Source organism: Cryomorphaceae bacterium 1068 (genome assembly GCA_027214385.1).
In the GTDB taxonomy this organism is placed as follows: Bacteria; Bacteroidota; Bacteroidia; order Flavobacteriales_D; family Cryomorphaceae; genus JAKVAV01.
Genome location: JAPVXR010000009.1, coordinates 154,246 through 174,334, shown reverse-complemented (window position 1 = coordinate 174,334; position 20,089 = coordinate 154,246). Strand labels below are relative to the sequence as shown.

Annotated in this window: 13 protein-coding genes and 1 tRNA gene; 6 read left to right on the top strand and 8 right to left on the bottom strand. The window is 44.5% G+C overall.

Annotated elements, in window-relative coordinates:
- Window positions 1-1,455, top strand: a 1,455-nt coding sequence (locus tag O3Q51_12425; GenBank protein ID MCZ4409619.1) for a T9SS type A sorting domain-containing protein, incomplete at its 5' end; no start/stop codon positions are given.
- A 26-nt stretch (window positions 1,456-1,481) separates the two neighbouring features.
- Entirely contained in the window at window positions 1,482-5,540 is a 4,059-nt protein-coding gene (locus tag O3Q51_12420) for a choice-of-anchor J domain-containing protein (protein MCZ4409618.1), read from the top strand.
- 554 nt (window positions 5,541-6,094) lie between these two features.
- Here the strand turns inward: O3Q51_12420 and O3Q51_12415 are convergent.
- A tRNA-Lys gene (locus O3Q51_12415) sits at window positions 6,095-6,167 on the bottom strand.
- A gap of 78 nt (window positions 6,168-6,245) precedes the next feature.
- Complete coding sequence (locus tag O3Q51_12410; GenBank protein ID MCZ4409617.1) at window positions 6,246-7,412, bottom strand: hypothetical protein; 1,167 nt, start codon at window positions 7,410-7,412, stop codon at window positions 6,246-6,248.
- A gap of 42 nt (window positions 7,413-7,454) precedes the next feature.
- Between O3Q51_12410 and O3Q51_12405 the strand changes: the two genes are divergently transcribed.
- On the top strand, window positions 7,455-7,970 hold the full coding sequence (locus O3Q51_12405) for an AAA family ATPase (protein ID MCZ4409616.1): 516 nt from the start codon (window positions 7,455-7,457) through the stop codon (window positions 7,968-7,970).
- Here O3Q51_12405 and O3Q51_12400 read toward each other — a convergent pair.
- Window positions 7,958-8,461, bottom strand: coding sequence for a phosphoribosyltransferase family protein (locus tag O3Q51_12400; protein ID MCZ4409615.1), 504 nt, complete (start codon window positions 8,459-8,461; stop codon window positions 7,958-7,960). The genes O3Q51_12405 and O3Q51_12400 overlap by 13 nt on opposite strands.
- 150 nt (window positions 8,462-8,611) lie before the next feature.
- Here O3Q51_12400 and O3Q51_12395 point away from each other — a divergent pair, with 150 nt between their 5' ends.
- On the top strand, window positions 8,612-9,058 hold the full coding sequence (locus O3Q51_12395; protein ID MCZ4409614.1) for a hypothetical protein: 447 nt from the start codon (window positions 8,612-8,614) through the stop codon (window positions 9,056-9,058).
- On the opposite strand, the gene O3Q51_12390 is transcribed toward O3Q51_12395, so the two are convergent.
- Entirely contained in the window at window positions 9,055-9,642 is a 588-nt protein-coding gene (locus tag O3Q51_12390) for a methyltransferase domain-containing protein (protein MCZ4409613.1), read from the bottom strand. The genes O3Q51_12395 and O3Q51_12390 overlap by 4 nt on opposite strands.
- Window positions 9,642-11,081: a 23S rRNA (uracil(1939)-C(5))-methyltransferase RlmD gene (gene rlmD / locus O3Q51_12385; GenBank protein ID MCZ4409612.1), complete on the bottom strand. Its 1,440-nt coding sequence runs from the start codon at window positions 11,079-11,081 to the stop codon at window positions 9,642-9,644. The genes O3Q51_12390 and rlmD overlap by 1 nt, the downstream gene beginning before the upstream one ends.
- A gap of 88 nt (window positions 11,082-11,169) precedes the next feature.
- Between rlmD and rocD the strand changes: the two genes are divergently transcribed.
- Complete coding sequence (rocD, locus tag O3Q51_12380) at window positions 11,170-12,459, top strand: ornithine--oxo-acid transaminase (GenBank protein MCZ4409611.1); 1,290 nt, start codon at window positions 11,170-11,172, stop codon at window positions 12,457-12,459.
- 410 nt (window positions 12,460-12,869) lie between these two features.
- Here the strand turns inward: rocD and O3Q51_12375 are convergent, their stop codons facing one another.
- Together O3Q51_12375 and O3Q51_12370 are read right to left on the bottom strand one after the other, a co-directional pair.
- On the bottom strand, window positions 12,870-15,389 hold the full coding sequence (locus O3Q51_12375; protein ID MCZ4409610.1) for a carboxypeptidase-like regulatory domain-containing protein: 2,520 nt from the start codon (window positions 15,387-15,389) through the stop codon (window positions 12,870-12,872).
- Window positions 15,390-15,441: 52 nt separating this feature from the next.
- Entirely contained in the window at window positions 15,442-16,101 is a 660-nt protein-coding gene (locus O3Q51_12370; protein MCZ4409609.1) for a carboxypeptidase-like regulatory domain-containing protein, read from the bottom strand.
- A gap of 180 nt (window positions 16,102-16,281) precedes the next feature.
- On the opposite strand from O3Q51_12370, the gene O3Q51_12365 reads away from it, so the two are divergent.
- Window positions 16,282-17,358 carry a T9SS type A sorting domain-containing protein gene (locus O3Q51_12365; GenBank protein ID MCZ4409608.1) on the top strand — a complete coding sequence of 359 codons (1,077 nt, stop codon included), beginning with the start codon at window positions 16,282-16,284 and terminating at the stop codon, window positions 17,356-17,358.
- Here the strand turns inward: O3Q51_12365 and O3Q51_12360 are convergent.
- Entirely contained in the window at window positions 17,355-19,973 is a 2,619-nt protein-coding gene (locus O3Q51_12360) for a S8 family peptidase (GenBank protein MCZ4409607.1), read from the bottom strand. The two genes, O3Q51_12365 and O3Q51_12360, sit on opposite strands and share 4 nt — an antisense overlap.
- Window positions 19,974-20,089 lie beyond the last annotated feature (116 nt).

Genomic DNA, 20,089 nt, shown 5'->3' with positions numbered 1-20,089 from the left:
GGAGCTACAGTCAACATGACAGGCCCGAACGGCTACGACGAGACGATTATAACAGGACAAATCCTCGGTGACCTTTTCGAGAACGTACCGGGCGGTGAGTATGACTATACGATCGCGCTTGACTGCTACGAAACCATCACTGGATCGGTAACAGTAGAATGCCTCGGCGGCGGACAAGGTGTTTCTGTATTCGAAAACCCACAAGAGATTACTTCCAACAACGTATTCTTCTTCGTTGGATCACCATTTACCCTTGCTGGAGCTACGGTTAATATGACGGGGCCTGACGGCTATGACGAGAGCATAGTAACAGGCGAACTACTCGGTGACCTTTTCGAAAACGTACCGGGCGGAGAGTACAACTACACCATCACACTAGACTGCTACGAAACCATCACCGGATCGGTAACGGTAGAATGCCTCGGTGGCGGACAAGGTGTTTCTGTATTCGAGAACCCAACTGAGATCACATCCAACAATGTATTCTTCTTTGTTGGATCACCGTTCACTTTGGCTGGAGCTACAATAAACTTGACGGGCCCTGATGGCTACGACGAATCAATTGTAACGGGAGCGATCTTAGGCGACCTTTTCGAAAATGTACCTGGTGGAGATTATGACTACACCATCACACTAGATTGCTACGAGACCATCACAGGATCTGTGACTGTAGAATGCTTAGGCGGTGGACAAGGCGTATCGGTATTCGAGAACCCAACTGAGATTACCTCCAACAATGTTTTCTTTTTTGTTGGATCACCATTCACCCTTGCAGGAGCTACAGTCAACATGACAGGCCCGAACGGCTACGACGAGACGATCATCACGGGACAAATCCTCGGAGACCTTTTTGAGAACGTACCGGGCGGAGAGTACAACTACACCATCACGCTCGACTGCTACGAAACCATCACCGGATCGGTAACGGTCGAGTGCATCGGCGGCGGACAAGGCGTGTCTGTTTCAGAGAATCCAATGGAAATCGTGCTCGATACCGAAGTAACTCAAGATAGCAATGTACTGACTGCATCTGCCGAGGGAGTAGAATACCAGTGGATCGACTGCAGCGATGACGAACCTATAGAAGGGGAGACCAGTCAAACATTTGCAGCTGAGGCAAACGGTGAGTATGCAGTGATTATCACTTCAGAAAACTGTTCATCAACTTCAGAGTGTTTTAATATTACAACGGTAGGTGTTGAGAATCGAAGAAACAATTTAAATCTGGCGGTATTTCCAAATCCGTTCAGAAATCAGGTAAATATTTCACTTGAAGGGTTGGAAGGAAATACTACAGTTGAAGTTTACTCAGTTAGCGGTCAGCAAATGCTGATTAAGACAAGTCAAAATTCGGGAAATCAAACTTTGGACCTCTCGAATTTACCGTCAGGAGTTTACGTATTGAAAGTATCAAATGGTGATGGTTTATTCATTGATCAAATCATCAAACAATAGTCACACTTGAATTTAAAAAACACATTATGATATTTAAGAAATCAATATTAGCCCTCATCCTTACCGCAATGTGCAGTGGGGCTATGGCTCAACTCGAAGTAATCGAAGAAGGGTTTGAATCTTGGCCTCCTCAGGGTTGGTCTATTTATACCCTTGGTGCAGGCAATGGATGGATTGATGACTGGCAAGGCGAGAGCCACACCGGTAACCACTCTGCTTATTCCAGTATCAGCAACGATGATTGCGACAACTGGTTGGTAACTCCGGCCATCACTATTGGAGCTGATAATTACCAGGTAAGCTTTTGGGAGCTGAATGAAACTATTGAGTTTTATGATCGTGCTTCGGTTTTAGTCTCTACTGATGGTGCCGATCCTTCCACTGCTACTTATGACGAAGTATTTCTTTCAATAGATCTGCCCCAAGTGTGGACTGAACAAATAATAGACCTCTCAGCATACGAAGGTGAAGAAGTAAACATCGCCTTTCGTTATGAAGGTACATTCCATGTATGGTTCATTGATGACGTTAAGGTTAGTCCATCCGCGTATACCGATTTGGGAATTCAGGAAGTTATCAATCCCACTGGCTTTGCCGAGCAGGGTGATGCGGAGGATGTGATTATCCGAATTAAAAATAATGGAACTACGATCGTAGATGAAGCGGATATCGAATGGACAGTAAATGGAGTGGATCAGACCACTTTTAGTTCGAGCACTCTGGCCTTGGAGCCCGGTGATGAAACCGATATTAATCTTGGCAGCTTTGATTTTAGCGCTTCTAACAATTATGTTCTTGAATTTAACATGATTGCCAACGGCGACGAGGTACCTGCCAATGATGTGTTTACATCTAACTATGAGATTTCCAATCCCAAAGACCTAAGCGTAGAGCAAGTTAGACCAGAAGGTATCGTTCCGTTTCCGGGAGAGAATGACGTAAGAATTAAGATTACCAATACAGGTGCTAACCTTATTGATACGCTCACCATTGATTGGGCCGTGAATGATGCTTCACAGGCTCCCTTTAGCACGGAAAGCCTTGGGCTACCTGCAGGTCAAAGCACAGAGTTGGTTATAGGCTCTTTTGATTTTCCGCAAGGAGTGAATACCGTTTTTGCTACTGCCAATGCACTTGGCGACATCAACCCGGTAAATGATAGCTACTTAGCCTATGCGGCGGTAGATACCTTGTGGGAGAGCTTCGAAGGCGCCGATTTCCCTCCTCCCGGATGGTCAATAGAGTTTGGGGTGAGAGATAATCTTAACTTCGGTAGCTCGGCTCAAGGGTTTTACTACTACTCAGCACTGCCTGATAGCAATTTCTTCGGTATCGCGACTGATACTTTGTACACACCCTACTTAGATGTTGAAGATGGAGACGTCTTTAAGTTTTTCATAGAAACAGCAGGTTTTCTGGCTACGGACAATTTTTTTGTGGCCAAAGATTTAGATGGAAACGTAACGGTCGTTGACCAGATTGTGATTGATTTCGGCAGTTGGCAGGAGCTGACTTATGATATTTCAGAGTTTGCAGGGATTTATCGTTTCGGTATTGCATCATATGCTGAGGCACCGGGCCAAGCGAAATTTGATCTTTTTACTTCCAGCGCGAGCATTTATGTACCTGAGAATGATCTCGCCATTGCTGAAGGTGACATTTATTTTCTCGCCAGACAAAACCAAGATGAATCGTTTCAGTGCACGGTTAGGAATACGGGATCTACCCTCGTTATTGGAAGCCAATACACCGTTAATCTTGTCGATAGTGAGGGTTTGGTTGTAGGTTCACAGCCCGGCACCATTCTTTCGCCATTTCAGGAAGAAGTTTTTACGTTGACGGCCAATTTTGAAAACATTGGTCAGAATAGGCTTCACTTTGAGATTGATTTTGAAGCTGATGACAGACTAGATAATAATTCTTCAAGAGCAAGAGATGTGTATGTGGTTCCGAATACGGTGGAGTTAAACACCATCGGCGAGTTTGATTTGGCTGCTCTCAATTTCCCATTTAATGCGAATGGAAGCACTTTTACCCTTGGCGAAGACGATATTTCTCAGTCCATGTTTTACGCTGAAGAGTTTGCCAACTCAGGTGATGTATATGGAATGATTTATCCTTACCATAACTTATTGGGAACGGAGGAGCCTAAGCTTTTGCCTCTCCAGGTATGGGTAAAACAAAGTGAGTTGGAAGATCTTTCAGAGGGCTTCATCCCGACTTCGGAAATGACTTTAGTATTTAGCGATACGGTGGAGATACTTCCAGGAATGGAAGAATTGTATATTCCTTTTGATATGCCGATTGCCTACAACGGGATTGAGAATCTGGTTATTCAACATTACCAATTCGATCCGGAATGGCCACCCGCCATTTTAAGATTTGAAATGGAACTTGTTCCCAACGGTCCAATAAGAACATTGAGCGCATTTGACGTCTTCGGTCTTGACCCCAATGAGGAGATTGAGTTTTACAATGAGTTTACTGACCATAATGTTGTAACATTTGTAATAGATCCAACTGTGGAATTCAGTGTCGTTTCAGGTACGGTTTCTGATTTTGATAGTCAGCCTATTGAAGGAGTGGAAATTAGTATTACGGGTTCTTCCCTCATTGCCATAACAGACGCTTCGGGTTTTTATGAATTTCCCGAATTACCCTATGGCGAGTATGAACTCACAGCCGAAATTCTTGGTTACGACGAAGAGGTTGTCAACATCGACGTCAATCAGCCTGAAATAACGCAGGACTTCACTCTTGAAGAGCTTATAGAAGTAGAAGTTACAGGAGTGGTTTTCGGTAGTAATGCTCCGGCAATCGGTATTGAAAATGTTACGATTTCTCTCGGTGGATACACTAGCTCAGAATCAACGAGTGGGGGAGACGGTTCGTTCAACCTGCCAAACGTTTTCAGTAACTCAGACTATGAAGTTACTTTTAGCTTTTACGGCTATGAGTCTCAAACGGTGACGTTTACTACAGGAAATGAGCCTATTGATTTAGGAGAAATCATTTTGACCCAATTGTGGATTAGTCCATACAATGTAGTTGTAAACGAAGGATTCGAGACGAATGAAGTGATCTGGGAAAACCCCCAGGAAAGCGATGTATTCCTGATCAGAAATGACTTGGAAACCTGCTCTTTCAGTTATACTAACGAGCCGAATGAAAACGTTTGGCTAGGAAATATCTTTGAAATAGATGAATTGACTACCATTACTGATGTAGAGTTTAGAACAGACATCTATGAGAATGCTACCAGTTTGGTGACCTTGGATCTGTTTGATGCTGATGGCGAAGTTATTGCGACCTCAGAGCCATTCCTGATTTTTGCTGATTCTGTTCATGTCATAGATATGCCTAATGTGGTAGTCGATGATGATGTGTTTGCGGCTATTCATTGGCAAAACAATCCCCTAAGTACAAATGCACTTTGTATTGATTTTTCAGAGCCTGATATCGCAAATACCGCTGCGATTAAATATCCCGGGCAGGATTTTGTCTTGCTATCTGAGTTCTTCGGAGAAGGAGCGCCTAACTTTTCTTTCTTGGTAAGGCTAAACACACTGAACGACGGTGATAACCCTTCGAATGGTGAGGTGCTGTCATACAATGTCTACCGCGGATTGCAATCAGAGTTTCCTGATATTACAAACTGGGTTCAACTGAATGACGTGCCATTGACGGAATTGAGTCTGGAAGACGGAAATTGGGAAGGATTTGACCCAAGTGAAGTGTATCGCTACGCTGTGGAGACCATTTATTCTGAAGGCTTATCCGAAGTCACCTTTTCCAATACGGTCAATGGTATTGCATTGAGCACTTCAGATTTGGAGTCTAGCATATCTCTGTCTGTTTTCCCTAATCCTACTCAAGATTTCGTTCGTATATCGTTCGGTTCTGACATGGTTGGAATGGGAAGTCTTACGGTTATGGACATAGAAGGAAGAGTCATTAATCAGAATATTCAGATACCGGCAGGAGAGATCATTGAATTGGGATTGGGAGATTATGCCTCGGGCATATATTTCTTGAACTTCAATTTTGAAGGATTCAGAATGACTAAGAAACTAGTCGTAGAGTAATAGTCGTGTTTTTCGCTCTTAACAGAGCCATACAAAGCCGAGCAATAGCTCGGCTTTTTGTTTTGGAATAATTCCTTCATGAATTACTTCTAGAGCCATAAACGACACTTCAAGGCCATAATTAAGAAAGGGCAGGATCAGACTTTGCCAAGGCTGTAGCCTTCGCGGTTGAAAAGCCGAACAACCATCTTGTTTTCAGTCGGCCTGTCTTAATACTAAAAGAGCCCTGATCAAAGTCAGGGCTTTTTCTGTTATTCCACTGGGGCTTCCCGATACTTCCTCACGCTATTCATTCCCTACATCGGGATAAACTTTTCATGCTGAGCGGAGCCAAAGTGCTCGCCCCGGGATGTCTTAACAAGTCAATCTGTCGCAATACTCAATACCAAATACTGAATACTAAAAAACCCGAGCATTAGCTCGGGTTTTTCTTGTGATCCCGCTGGGGCTCCCCTCGACTGCGCTCGGGATAAACTTCTCGCCCCTGCTACTTTTCGTTACTCACAAAACTTTCATGTATAAAAAAACCTGCTCTAAAAGAACAGGTTTTCTTGTGATCCCGCTGGGGCTCGAACCCAGGACCCACGCCTTAAAAGGGCGTTGCTCTACCAACTGAGCTACGGAATCTTTTGCTAAAAGCGGGTGCAAATATAAGTGCTTACTTTTAACTCACAAAGCTCTTTTTGAACTTCATTTTGTGGGTATCTATTCTACGATAGGACAGCGCTCAAATTCTGCCTCACGATCAAATAGATAGCGGTATGTTTTCATCTCTCGATATCGCGTTGCATTGAGGTTTTCTGCCACTTTTAGCATCTTAGGATTAAAGTCGCCGATCCACTGCATCACTATCTTATCGTAAAGTTGATTATCGGTGAGATACTTCCCTGACCAATGAATCATAGCACTTTCTGCGCCCTTTCCATGCCATTCGCGAACCACGCCAAACACAATACCTACCATCGTGGTGGGCGTTCCCTTCCACTTGTGGTATAAAAACTTTAATTTTCCGAAAAGGTTTAGATTTCCATTGACGTAACGGAAGATCTCATTAAGCTCGGGCAGATTAATGAAGAACGCAATGGGCTCTTTCTCTTTATCGAAAGTGAATATCAAAATTCGCTTGTCCATCACGGGCTTCATGGATTTCATGATTTTGAGCGCCTGCTTTCTCTCCATCATCTTGAAGTTGTCGTGACCACCCCAAGCTCCATTGTAGACTTTCAAGAAATTATCGGCGATTTCTTCCAAAGACATGCCTACTGCGTTCTTTACGGTGATTTGTTCCCTCTCCATCAAGCGTTCCAGTTTTCTCACGAAAACATCCTCTACCGGCTGGTAGACAGGCCGAGTGTACAAGTATTGATTGAAGTAAGTTCGGAAGCCATAGTTTTCGAATAGTTCGGGATAGTAAGCAGGGTTGTAGTTCATGGCGTAGCTATTCATATCGGTGAAGTTCATGGTGAGGCAGCCCCAAAACTGATTGCGTTCACCAAAATTTACCGGGCCATCCATCGCCTCCATGCCTTGCTCTGCCAGCCAAGTTTTCCCCGAATTAAAAATGAAATTTGCTACTTCTTGGTCATTGATTGACTCAAAAAAACCAACACCTCCCGTAGGTTGCTTTTCAGTGAAGGCCGTTTTTGGGTTGACAAAAGCTGCAAGCCTTCCGATTTTTTGTCCGTCCTCATTGTAAAAAACCCACCGAATGGCTTTTCCGTCCTTGAGTAGCTTATTTTTTTCAGGATCGAAAATCTTTTCGATATCCTGTCGGATATGGGCAATGTAGTTTGAATCATTCGCGTAGATGATATCGGGGACGCGATGAAACTCATCGACCATTTTCTTATTTTCTACGGATACGGCTCGCATAGTCGGGAAATTTCTGCGAAATTAGCTTTAAGAAATCAAAGCATGAAAAAGGTTTTTCTAATCGGCTATATGGGAGTTGGTAAAACCACACTTGGCAAGCGTATCGCTAATTCAATGCGCCTGCCGTTTTACGATTTAGACAAGGAGATTGTAAGGATGGATTCCCGCCTGATCAAAGAAATATTCGTTCAAAGCGGGGAATTGCACTTTCGTGAAGTGGAGACTCGAATTTTAAAGGATTTCTGCAATAGAAAAGAATCTTTCGTTTTATCGACTGGGGGAGGAGCTGCTACTTCCATCGGAAATATGGAAAGCATGAAAGATTCAGGAGTCGTAGTATGGTTGGATATGTCTGTCGATAAAATTCTCAGCCGACTTGCTCAGGGTGAGGATCGTCCTTTATTGGAAGGTTTCCCTGAGGAAAAACGACAGGATTTTATTAAGACGCATCTCGCCGAAAGGGTGCCGCATTACAGAAAAGCACATATTCGCTTTGACTCAACCAATGTGAACGCTGAAAAGCTCGAACACTTGGTGAAAGAGATTCACTCCAAATAGACCTTGTCGTTTCCTTCTTGAAATTCTACCGCAATGTGGTCTTGAAGAGTAGTACTCAATGTGAGTCCTACAAAGTCGGCTTTTATAGGGAAGAGTCTGTGGCGACGGTCAACGAGCACTACAGTAGTAAGCTTCTTTACATTGTAATCCAATACGTGTCTCGCCGCGTATATGAGTGTTCGGCCCGAGTTGAGTACATCGTCAATCAAAATCACTGACTTACCGTTCAAGACGGAAGCATCCTCATTCCAAGTCGGTTCTTCTTTGGGATTTTCTTTATTGATGCTCAACGTAACAAGGTTGATTTTAAACCCTGAGATATCTTTGAGTATCGGAATAATGCGCTCAGCCAAAAAAACTCCTTTTTTTTCAATGGCCACAATGGTCAATTCCTCCTCGCGGTAGTTGAACTCATAGATCTGATAGGCGATCCGTCGCAACTTTTGGAGAATTCTGATATGATCGAGTACTAAGGTCTTCTCTTGTGGCATTTTCAAACTTTGTTCAAAAATAGTTTTTCGGAGCAATTGTATTTAGACAAATGTATAAAGTATTCCATGCGGCATTTGAGTCAAATTCCAATTGCCTTTTTTCGAGTCCTTTCTTAATACTTCGTACTTTCGTCTTAATACCTACTCAAAATGAAACAACTTACCATCCTTCTCACTATTCTCGTCTTTATTTGGTCTTGTTCTGAGGTATCCGAGGAAACAGCCCAAGCACCTGTGGAGCAGGTAGCAATTATGACACCTGAATTCAGCGAGCTGGCTAATTTGATGAAGCAGATTCACAAAGACGCAAAAAACTGGCGAAAACAAATCGTCAATGGCGAAATGGTAATTGATTCCGTTTCTATTTATGACGCATTGATAGAATCAACCCCAACAAAGCCTGAAGTAAAAGGCCCTGTATTCGAAGGAATGGCGGCAAACTACCAATCTCAATTGGATGCTTTTCTCGCTGCAGAAGACATCGATATAGCAAAGTCAGCTTACAACAATTTAGTAGGTGCTTGTATTTCTTGCCACCAATCGTATTGCCCGGGTCCAGTGAAGACGATTAAGAAGCTTTACGTTCCCGAGTCTTAATTCGGCTTTTTCAATTGAATAAAAAACTCTCTCTCTTTCCTTGGAGCAATGGAGTTTCTGGCTGCCTCAAACGTTTTGATTTCAAAGATGTCTTCGAAATAGGTGAGGTACTCTTCCTTCGTACCACCGAATGGTGGATGATCGGCAAAAAGGATATCGTCAAAAAGAACGCCTGCTAGAGTTCCGCCCGGTACGAGTAGTTCGCTCATCTTTTTGGCGTAAGCCGAACGCAATGATGGATCGAGGGCACAAAAAAAGGTTTGTTCCAAAATCAAGTCATACGTTCCGTCCAATGAGAAGAAATCTCCGAGAATCATCTGGCTCTCGGGAAATTCGGGAAAGCGTTTTTTGAAGCTTTCAAAGGCCCCGTGGGCCAGGTCAATCACGAAGGTGTTCTTGTATCCTGCTTTATAAAGCTCTTCCGCTTCGTAGCCGTTCCCACAACCAGGAATAAGAATGTGGATGTTTTTGTCATCGTAGCCTTTGGCAAATTCCGTGAGGGCAGGGGAGGCATAACCAATGTCCCATCCCGTTTGCCCTTCTTCCCAGCGCTCTTGCCAGTAATTTTCGTCCCAGTTGTTCATCAATCCGTCTTTTTAAACAGAGCAACTGCTTCAACATGTCCCGTATGCGGAAACTGGTCGACCAAGGCAAATTTCTTCAAGTGGTAGTTCGAAGATTGCAGCGTTTCGGTATCACGAGCCAGCGTCGCGGGATTGCAAGAGATGTACACAATGGTATTGGCATCGAGTTCAATCGTTCTCTTCAGTGCTTTGGGCGCTATTCCTCCGCGTGGCGGGTCGAGAATCACTGCATCAATTTTTCCGCGATACTCGGGGTGGTGGAGCAAGAATTTGCCTACATCTGCAGCTTTAAAGTCCACGTTGGAAACGCCGTTTTCGACAGCGGATCGCTTGGCGTCTTCAATCGCCTTTTCGACAATGTCTACTCCCAAAATCTTCGCTTCCGCGAGTTTTGATCCGACCAGTTGCCCGATCGTTCCCGTTCCACAGAACAAGTCGAGGATTAATCCCTTTCCCTCTGATTCTTCGGATAGATAGTCTATAGCTTTGGCGTAAAGCCGTTCTGCCGAGCGCGGATTGGTTTGGAAGAAGCTCTCCATCTGGATTTTAAACTTCAATCCGCTCAACTCTTCTTCAATGTAGTCTCTGCCGAAGATCAGTTTGCTTTCGCCTTCCAAAGGCTGCACCCGATCGCCGATATCGTCGTTGACGGTATGTAAGAATCCTTGGATACGGTCACCCAATAAATCCTTGAGGAATGTGCTGAATTTATCGAGGTCAAATGTTTCTAAACCTTTGGAGGAAGTCACCAAGTTCAGTAAAAGTCCTTGATCCGTATGACTTTTCCGCACTGTAAGGAATCGAAAGAAGCCCTCTTTCCTCGGGTGGTGCCAAGGCGGAAGACCAGTGTCTTCGCAGTATTGACGAATCTTTTTCAGCGAGTTTTCGAACTCCTCGTCGAAGAGTCCGCTGTCTTTGTCCAAGTTCTCAGCCATCCACCAGGTGCCGCGGTGCTTGAACCCAAGGGCAAAGTCGTCCACATCTGTTTTCTCTCTCAGGTCGAAGCGAATCGCTGCGAAGCTATACTCCATCTTATTTCGGTAATGCCAATGAAGAGGAGAGGAGATAAACTCGTCGAAGAGGTCTTGGGTATTTTCCACCTTCCCGATTCGCTGCAGCAGATCGATGGATGTTTCTTTTTTTGTATTCTCTTGAATTTCGATGGGTAAGGTGGCGAAAGGAGCTCCCGAGATCGCTTGGTAGGGAATCTCGATTTCAGCTGGTGATCGCTCCAAAATTTCCATGAGACTGGTTTCCAAATGGCGCTTTCGAACCTTAACGATTCTGCACTTTACTTTTTGGCCGGTTATTGCGTTCGGTACAAAGGCAACGATGTCGCCTTTTTCCGTTTCTATCTTCGCTATTCCTCGACCGCCGAAGGCCATCTTGGTGATGGTGACCTCAATGTCGTCACCTCTTCTGAAGGGGTATGCTTTCATTTCGTGGGCAAATGAACGGATTATTTGGCGGATTTGTCTTTTTAATTGACCTTTGCGAAATCAACTTGAACACTTAAAAACAGCGGATATGCAAACGGTAGACAACAAAACAAAAAGCCAAGTTTCCATCGACATGGAAAACAAGTATGGAGCCCATAACTACCATCCGTTGCCCGTTGTTTTGGAAAGTGGAGAAGGTGTTTTCCTTACGGACGTCGAAGGAAAGAAATACTACGACTTTTTATCTGCTTATTCGGCAGTGAATCAAGGCCACTGCCATCCGCACATTATCGGAGCATTAAAAGAACAGGCTGAGAAGTTGACCCTCACATCTCGTGCTTTTCATAGTGACAAGTTGGGAGAGTACGCCAAATATGTGACGGAATATTTCGGTTTCGAAAAAGTACTTCCGATGAACTCGGGTGCTGAGGCAGTAGAGACAGCTATTAAGCTTGCACGGAAGTGGGCGCATGAGGTGAAAAACCTCGATGAGAATACTGCCAAGATCATCGTTTGCGATGGAAACTTCCACGGAAGAACGACAACAATTATATCTTTTAGTAATGATCCCGTGGCTAGAGGAAACTTTGGACCTTTTGTAGTTGAAGGCTTTATCAACGTTCCTTACAACGATATTGATGCGCTTGAAGAAGCACTTAAAGACGATAAGAACATCGCAGGATTCTTGGTAGAGCCAATTCAAGGTGAAGCAGGAGTTTTCACTCCTGATCATGACTACCTCATGAAGGCAGCTGAGCTTTGCCGCGACCACAATGTGCTCTTCATTGCTGATGAAGTTCAAACGGGTATTGCCCGTACAGGTAGCCTTTTGGCCGTTTGTGGAAACTGCACTTGCCAAGGAAATTGTGAGCGTCAACCTGAGACCTTCGTTCGTCCTGATATTCTTATTTTGGGTAAAGCCCTCTCGGGTGGAGTATATCCCGTTTCGGCTGTTTTGGCAAATGATGATATCATGCATGTATTCACACCTGGTTCTCATGGATCTACTTATGGTGGAAACCCTCTTTCTTGCGCCGTAGCTATCGCTGCACTTGAAGTGGTAGATGATGAGCGACTCGCTCAAAATGCCCGCCGATTGGGTGAAATCTTCCGCAAAGAAATGGCCAAGCTTGCCAATGAGTCTGACTTGATCAACTCCGTAAGGGGAAAGGGACTGCTTAATGCTGTTTTAGTAAATGACACTGAAGACAGTGATACTGCTTGGCGTATATGCCTCGGCTTAGCTGAAAACGGCTTGTTGGCAAAACCAACCCACGGAAACATCATTCGTTTTGCTCCACCGCTCGTTATGACCGAAGAGCAATTAATGGATTGTGTGGGGATTATTCGAAAGACAGTCCTGGAGTTTGTGAAGTAGTTTTTAGCTTCAAGCTGAAGGCTGAAAGTTCTTGACTCGTTGCCCCGTGTTTTTTTGAGACAAGCTCAGGCAATCAACTAGTTACTGCTAAGGAAGCAAATATTCTGATCATAAATTTCCCTCGATGTTAAGGCTTCTGCCTGAATCTCTGGTTTATAAGGACCCAAATACTGAACTAAAAAATCTTGTACCGAGAACTAACTTTTAAGGCGTGCTATTTTTTCTGTGAGAACATTTAGTTCGATAAAGCTCAGAGGAGATCACAGAGAGAAAAGCCAGTCAATAAGCAAATCAAACTTCGATGATCTTTGAGTTTTCTAAAGTTTGTTTTGAGGAGGTTTTTGTGACATAGCTTGCAACCAGAGCTGCGAATGACGAACTACTAGTTACGAAAAACGAGCTACGCACTACTAAAAAGAAAACGCCAACTTCAAATTGACCCGTCTTTGAGTCAGGAAGTTCGGCACTCCATATTGCCTTCCGCTCGATTCTTGAATCCAGCTATAACTGATGGTATTGTTAATACCCAGCAGGTTCCATACTTCAAGTGATACCACGGCACTCTTGAAATTCTTGAACAACCCTTTGCTTGGGTCTTTGGGCATCAAGTCTTTTGAGAAACCAATGTCTACACGGCGGTAAGCTCGGTAGCGCTCAGTGTCTTTGTAGCGCTCATTGTCGGGCGGCCCGAAGGGAAGTCCCGAACCGAAGAGAACGCTCAAGTGAACTTTAAAGCTTGGAATACTCGGCATCTCATCTTGAAAAAACATGCTGAAGAATACCAACTGATCAGTAGGGCGGGGGATATAACCCGGAAATCTAGTAATGGTATCAACGGGAATATCGTTCTCTGTAAAGCCAGGTGAGATGATCTCACCGTCGCTGTTGTAAATTTCGTAGTAGAAATCGTTGAGTAAGTCTTCTTCCGTGCGCAAGAAACTCAAACTAGCCCAAGACTCTATTCCAGGGATAAATTCTCCGTGAATCTTCGTATCCAAACCTACAGCATATCCCACAGCATCGTTTGTTCCGTAATAGCGTAGCCTGATGTTGTCAATTTCGTAAGGAACCAAGAAGTCGTAATCCTTGAAATAGGCTTCTGCGATGAACTTAAACGGTCGATTCCAGAGCTGGAAGTTAACATCCGCTCCGAGGACATAGTGGATGGCGCGCTGAGCGCGAATGTCCGGGTTAAGCGTTCCGTCCAACTCTCGCAACTCTCGATAGAAAGCTGGCTGATAGTAGTATCCATAACTGAACCTGAAAACCACATCACGCGTCAGGGTCGTGCTGTCGTTGATTTGCTTGTTCCATTTTGGCTTCCAAGCTATTGTACCACGTGGACTAAATACTGTTTCGTTATTAAAGTCCCAGTAATTCACTCTCACCCCCGCAGTGGCTGTCAATTGACTTTCGTTATCAAGCAACCAATCCCAGCTGTTTTGAACGTATCCCATCAATCGATTGGAAGTGATCTGACTGTTTCCTTTAATTACATCGTTAAGCACAATCTGATTGGTCGGGTTAATGGGAGTGGAGTATCCCGAAGAGTCGATGTAGCTCCATTCGCTCAGCCTGTCGCTGATATCTTCTCCACGCCAAGTGAATCCCCATTGCAGGTATTTGTTTTCTATGGTTTTAAAACCTCGATGCTGGAAGCTGTATACCTTTGCGTCCAGTCGGTTTCGAGCGTGTTCGAGGTAAGAGCCGATTCCGCGGTTCCTTACTACATCGCCAAATTCATCGTCGCCTAAGTCTCTTTCCAATTCATCCAAGAAGTATTGACCTAAAATATCGAAGGTCTCATTCTCAAAAGTTCGAAAAGCTGATGCAGTGAATTTTAAACGAGTCGAATTATCGGGTTTGTACTCTGTAGAAAGCGCTCCGAAGAACGTTTCGAACGAAGTGACCTCTTGTCCCTCGAAGAATACGGTGAACCGCAAGGCTTCATTGAAACTACCGAACTGAGTTTCTCTGGTAGAGGGAACAAATTTGAAATTGTTATTAGAGTAGTTTCCTAAGAATTGGACTTCCCATTTTTCATTGAGATCGTAAGTCCAGTAGGTTTGTATGTCGGTAAAGTCGGGTTGATAATCACCTTGAGTGTCGAGACTTCCCAAAACGTATTGATTCGTATAATAGCGTATACCTGACACTTGGGTGAAGCGGCTATCTTTTGACGAGCTTTCCAGTGAAAGCGAACCTCCGAGTAAACTGGCACTAGCGCTTCCTCCAAAACGTTTTGGTTTTTTGTACTGTATATCAAGTACGGAACTCATCTTGTCGCCATAGCGAGCATCAAATCCTCCGGCGCTGAAATTGATCGTTCCCACCATGTCGGGATTGGGAAAACTCAAACCTTCTTGCTCTCCTGATCGCGCTAAGAAGGGACGGTAGACTTCAATGTCGTTCACATAAACCAGATTTTCGGCGTAGCTTCCGCCACGAACGCTATAGTTTGAGCTGAGCTCATTGTTCATGCGCACACCAAGTTGAGACGTCAAGACACTCTCAATTCCTTGTTGAACTGTCGGGGAAATCTTTATGTCTTTTATGGGAACCCTGTCCATAGGCGAAGTCCGAGTGCGGTCATCGATGATTACGACACCTTCTATCTCTCGGTATTCCAGCCTGAAGTTTATGAGGAGCGTTTGTCCCGCAGTCAGGTCGAGTGTTTCTTCTTTACCTAAAAAAGAAGTGTGCGTTGTTTCGAGCAAAATCCCTTCTCCGGGCTCCAGTTCGATTTTGAATCTTCCATATCGATCGGTGAAAGTTCCTTCGCCTTGACTACGCACATAGACATTGGCAAATTCAATGGCATTGCCTTCTCTATCTGTTATTTTTCCTTTTACCGTCGCTTTCTCCTGCGCCGAGGAGGCTAGGGTAAAAAGACAGAGTAAGATGGTTCCTATAAGAAATCGGGTATTCAAAGCCGTAAATAGATTCAATCAATTCGCAAACATAACTGAATTGATCGAAGTTTTATTGCCCTCCGCGTTTTCTGTCTGAACTAAAGTCGCCGCGTTTCCATGCTTTGACAAATTGTGCCCAAGCAACGGGATTCAAAACGTTAATGGGCGGCGCTTGACCTGCGTAGTAGATTTGCTGCTGATACTGCTGCATACTGTACTTAAATGTCTCGCCACCGCTAGGCATGGCAGCATCCATTCGAGCTATCATATCGGCTTGATAAAGATTGCGTTGAGCACGGTCAAAATCGGTTTCTGGAATTTCCATAGCCAGAAAGGCTTGTTTGAACTGCTCTCTGGTTGGCCATGGATAAATCACTGTCTCCCTCAGTGTAATCGTATCTTTGTCGAGGATTTGGATCAATGAATACCTGTTGATAGTTAAGGTGTCGGGAATAATAAACCGACGTCGTTCGTAACCGATGGATGAGAATAGAATCGAATCTCCTTTTTGTGCAACGAAAGAAAAGTACCCGTAATAATCAGTCATGGTTCCCTTGTCCGTATTTTCAATAAGGACATTGGTAAATGGTACAGGGCTCAAGCTGTCTCCAGTGATGACAACTCCCGAAAACTGAATTAGGTCGTCATCTCCACCTTGGGCAAACAGAGAAGTGGTGCCCGTGAGGATTGATAGAATCAAAAAGACTAGAATCAGATGACTTTTATGCATATGCATCAAAAATAACGGTTTTTACTGCGACTTAGTTGAAAAGAAGGACATTTAACGGATATTCTCAAAATCCCATCCGTGCAATAAGCACACCAACTATGCATTGACGAGTTGATGAGATGTTCTGTTGGCGATTTAGCTCAATTCGCAGTATTTTAGGCGTCAGTTAAAATATAAGCTATGAGATCATTCTACTCAATTATTCTTTTCTTCTCTTTATCAGCTGGTCTTGTAGCCCAACCGATAATAGATCAGAGCAATTTCATCTCCGTTGGAGATGTTTTTGAATACACACAGATTCTGGATTTAACTCCCGATCAGATCGATGTCTTGCCTGAGGGAGGAGAAGATCTCACTTGGGACTTTAGTACCCTTCCACCTGTTGGTATTGAACTCACAGATTCTTATTACCCATTAGATTCAACGCCTGAACTGTTTGGGCTCTTCTTTGGTAATCCGTTTTTGGCTGGTCAGAATCTCTCGACATTTGCCTTAGAATTGGCAGTTCTTGTTTTTGAGCTGCCATTACCTTTGGAGGTGGAAGAGGCTTATCAATTCTATCGTTCTGACGCCGAAGGCTACTTTATAACGGGTAATGCAGCCGAAGTAGAGGGGCTGCCGCTTATTTCGGCTTATGATACCCTCGATAGAGTGTTCAGCTTTCCTTTGTCGTTTGGAGATATGGACACCAACTCGTTCTATTTCTTCACTGATGTTCCGAGTATTGGTGCAGTAGGTCAGTCGGGTTTGCGCTCAACCAATGCAGATGCCTGGGGTGAGTTGATTCTTCCGGGATCTTCATATAACTGTTTGCGAGTCAGAACGGAGCTTGATGTTACTGACACCATCTATATTGCGTTTACGGAAACAGGGACACAAATCGAAAGACCACAGCAGATCAATTACACTTGGATCTCCCCTGAAGTAGGTGGGATAGTGGCGGAGGCTATCGTTCTTCAAGACGCCCTTGTTTCTTTTCGCTATTTGACCAATGAGACTGCTCTCAGCTCAACGGAGATCACCGACGCTGATTTCAAGATATACCCTAATCCGGGTTCGACGACAATGGAAATTTCGGTTCCATCTGGATTTGAAGGTCATTTCAGAATTTTGGATCTTACGGGCAGAGAGGTAAAGGGAGGTCGATTGGCCTCATCCAATTCTGTAGATATAGCGACTCTTCCAGAAGGGATTTACCTCGTAAGCGTATATAATGCCAAAACCGTTTTAACCAAGCGCTTGGTCGTGAGTCGTTAGTTTACGATGAGCTTCTGTGACGATCTGTTTTCACTAACGGAAACCTCAACGATGTAAGCGCCCTTGCTCAGATTGAGGTTCTCGATCAGCGCACCGCTTTCCAGGTTTTGTTTAAAACTAATCACCCTTCCTGATAGATCGTAGATTCGTACATCGGCCCTTTCTGTTTCATTCCATTCCAGCCTGAACCCTGCGTTTGTCGGATTAGGGTAGATTCGAGCTTCTAGACTTGGTGCTGCATTGGAAGTGCTCAAGTTTACACCCATTCTGACATTGTCTATCAGGAGGTTATTTCCTCTGCGGTTTAGTGTAACGAAGCTGAAGAAGAATGGATCAGTATTCTCCAGACCCATATCCAGGTTAACCGTTCGCCATTCATCAGCCGAATCAGGTAATGCATCTTGCTCTGAATCATCATTTGTCCAGAGTTCAGTACCACCCAATCGAAGCAATTCTTCGCTCATGTACTCGTCGCCGCAAGTACGGTTAATGAAGACCACAAGTGTATCCATTGTAAAGGATTGGCTACTTCGTTTTCTGTAGTAGTAATCAAAGGCCATAGAATTGGTCGTTTCAGGTCGATTTTCGATCAATGGGGTGATGAGGTGGTCGTCTTGACTCAAGACGGTCAGGTATTCAGGATGGTTCATATGTGCAGCCAGTCCTTCTGTTCCATCTATTTGGAGGACGCGTAGTGTGTCCCAAGTAATGGATGCATCGGGATTGTATATCGTCCAAACTTCCGAATCAATACCGTTGCTAAAGTCATCCGCAAAGGCTCCTTCTACTTCCCAGTCGTATTTAGGTATTTCTGTAAAACGGTGGATCCCGTGGTTGTTGAGTACATCGTATTCTCCCTCAATCGGTACAATTCGCACATGCAGCTCTTTAAACCCAACGCCTTCGTAAGTAATTTCGGGTAGTTCTATTTCTACTATCTCACCAGGCTCAAGCGAAGTTTCTGTGGCAAAAGGCACTTCAGCAGTCTCACCAATGACGGAAACGAATAGATCAAAGCCATTTATGGTTTCGTTGCCGTTGTTGCGCACTTCTATTACAGGAGTTACACCTGCGCTTGCATCTGAGCAAATGATGTCATCAGATGGGCTTACTATTCTGACCAGTTCAATATCAGTGCTCAAAACAGCAGGTGGAGTGGGAGTGTGACTTTCCGATAAAAGATCATAAGCAGCCTTTACATTGACGAAGCCCATACCGTAAGTATTGTCTTCTCCTTCTTCACCAAGATCGATAGCGCTATTGTAAATCGCCAAGAGAATCTCCTCACCGGTCAAATCAGGGAAAGCTTCACGTAAAAGCAGCACGGCACCACTCACATGTGGAGCAGCCATCGAAGTTCCGCTAAAGAAGTCATACTCTCCGTTTTCGATGGAAGAACGCACGTTTACCCCTGGCGCAGATACTTCAGGTTTTATCAAAAGACTTCCTTCTCCTCCGCAAAAACTCGGTCCGCGGCTGGAAAAGCTGGCAATCGGAAAGCTTCCTCCCGATGACGTGGCACCTACGGTAAAAGAATTCACCAAACCGATATTTGTATTGTGAGGGACACTCATTGTCATATCGCCCGGTCCTTCATTTCCTGCTGAGAAAACATTGGCAATACCTGCTGCTTCCACCGCCGTGAACACGGGCACGACAAATTCAGGACACGGAGCTTCATCTAAGTCTGGACCAAAGCCCCAGGAGTTATTGATCACATCAGGAATGTCGTTGGTTGTTTCAGGATCGCCATCAGGGTCTATTGACCATTCGTAGCCAAACATGAAATCGGTTAGCGGTTTAACGTCCGCTAAGTTGGACACTACAGGATCGGTTGCGATGTAGTAAGCACGTGGAGCCATGCCAATGGTGTCGCTGGTAGCCGTATCGAGTCCAAGCATTGTGCCTGTAACGTGGGTACCATGACTGCTGGATTTATCAACCGGCAATGGGCTGTCGTAGCCATACCAAGTGCTCAGCAATGGCATTCTATTGGCAAGAAATCTTTTTTGATGGCTCGGGTGATCATCCCAAACTCCTGTATCGTATGTCATTGCTATTCGGCCGTGACCGGTATACCCCAAAGCCCACATCTCTGGTGCGCCGATAGCTTCTAATCCGGGCTCAATTCCTCCGACACTCTTTTCGTCTCCTTCACCTTTTATCTCTTTAGGAATGTACCCAAAGGCATTTCTATTCAAATACATGTAAGCGATATCATCTCTGTTAGATAAAGCTTCAACCAACTCCGGCTCTGCTTTTAAGGCAATGGAGTTTGAAACCCAGAAGGTTTTGACATCAGCGAATTCCAATCCGGAGTTATGTATGAAACTCAGGATGATGGGTTGTGTGGCTGCTGCTTTTTCTTTGAGTGCTTGCTCTACCAGTGGTGCTCTGTCTTTTGCGGGCAGCTTCTTCTTATTGAAATCTTCCTTTAATGTCAAGAGGTCGACTTCATCTTCCAGCATGATGGCGATGGAGATCAATTGATTCGATCCAACTTCATCCAGTACCTCAATCAGCGGCTGGTCGAGAAAGGCGTGTTGAGCATTTATGCCGATATGGACAGTAAGCAGGGCGAATGTGAGAATGGCAGCACGTAAAGTCTTCATCATATTTTTGAATTTCGAACCCCCGAATATAGCCAAAACTTGATGATCAGGGTGTTCCAAATATTTTAGCTTCTTGGACTCTGCGAATGTCGTTGCACCGACAGCCGCTCTTCAAATTA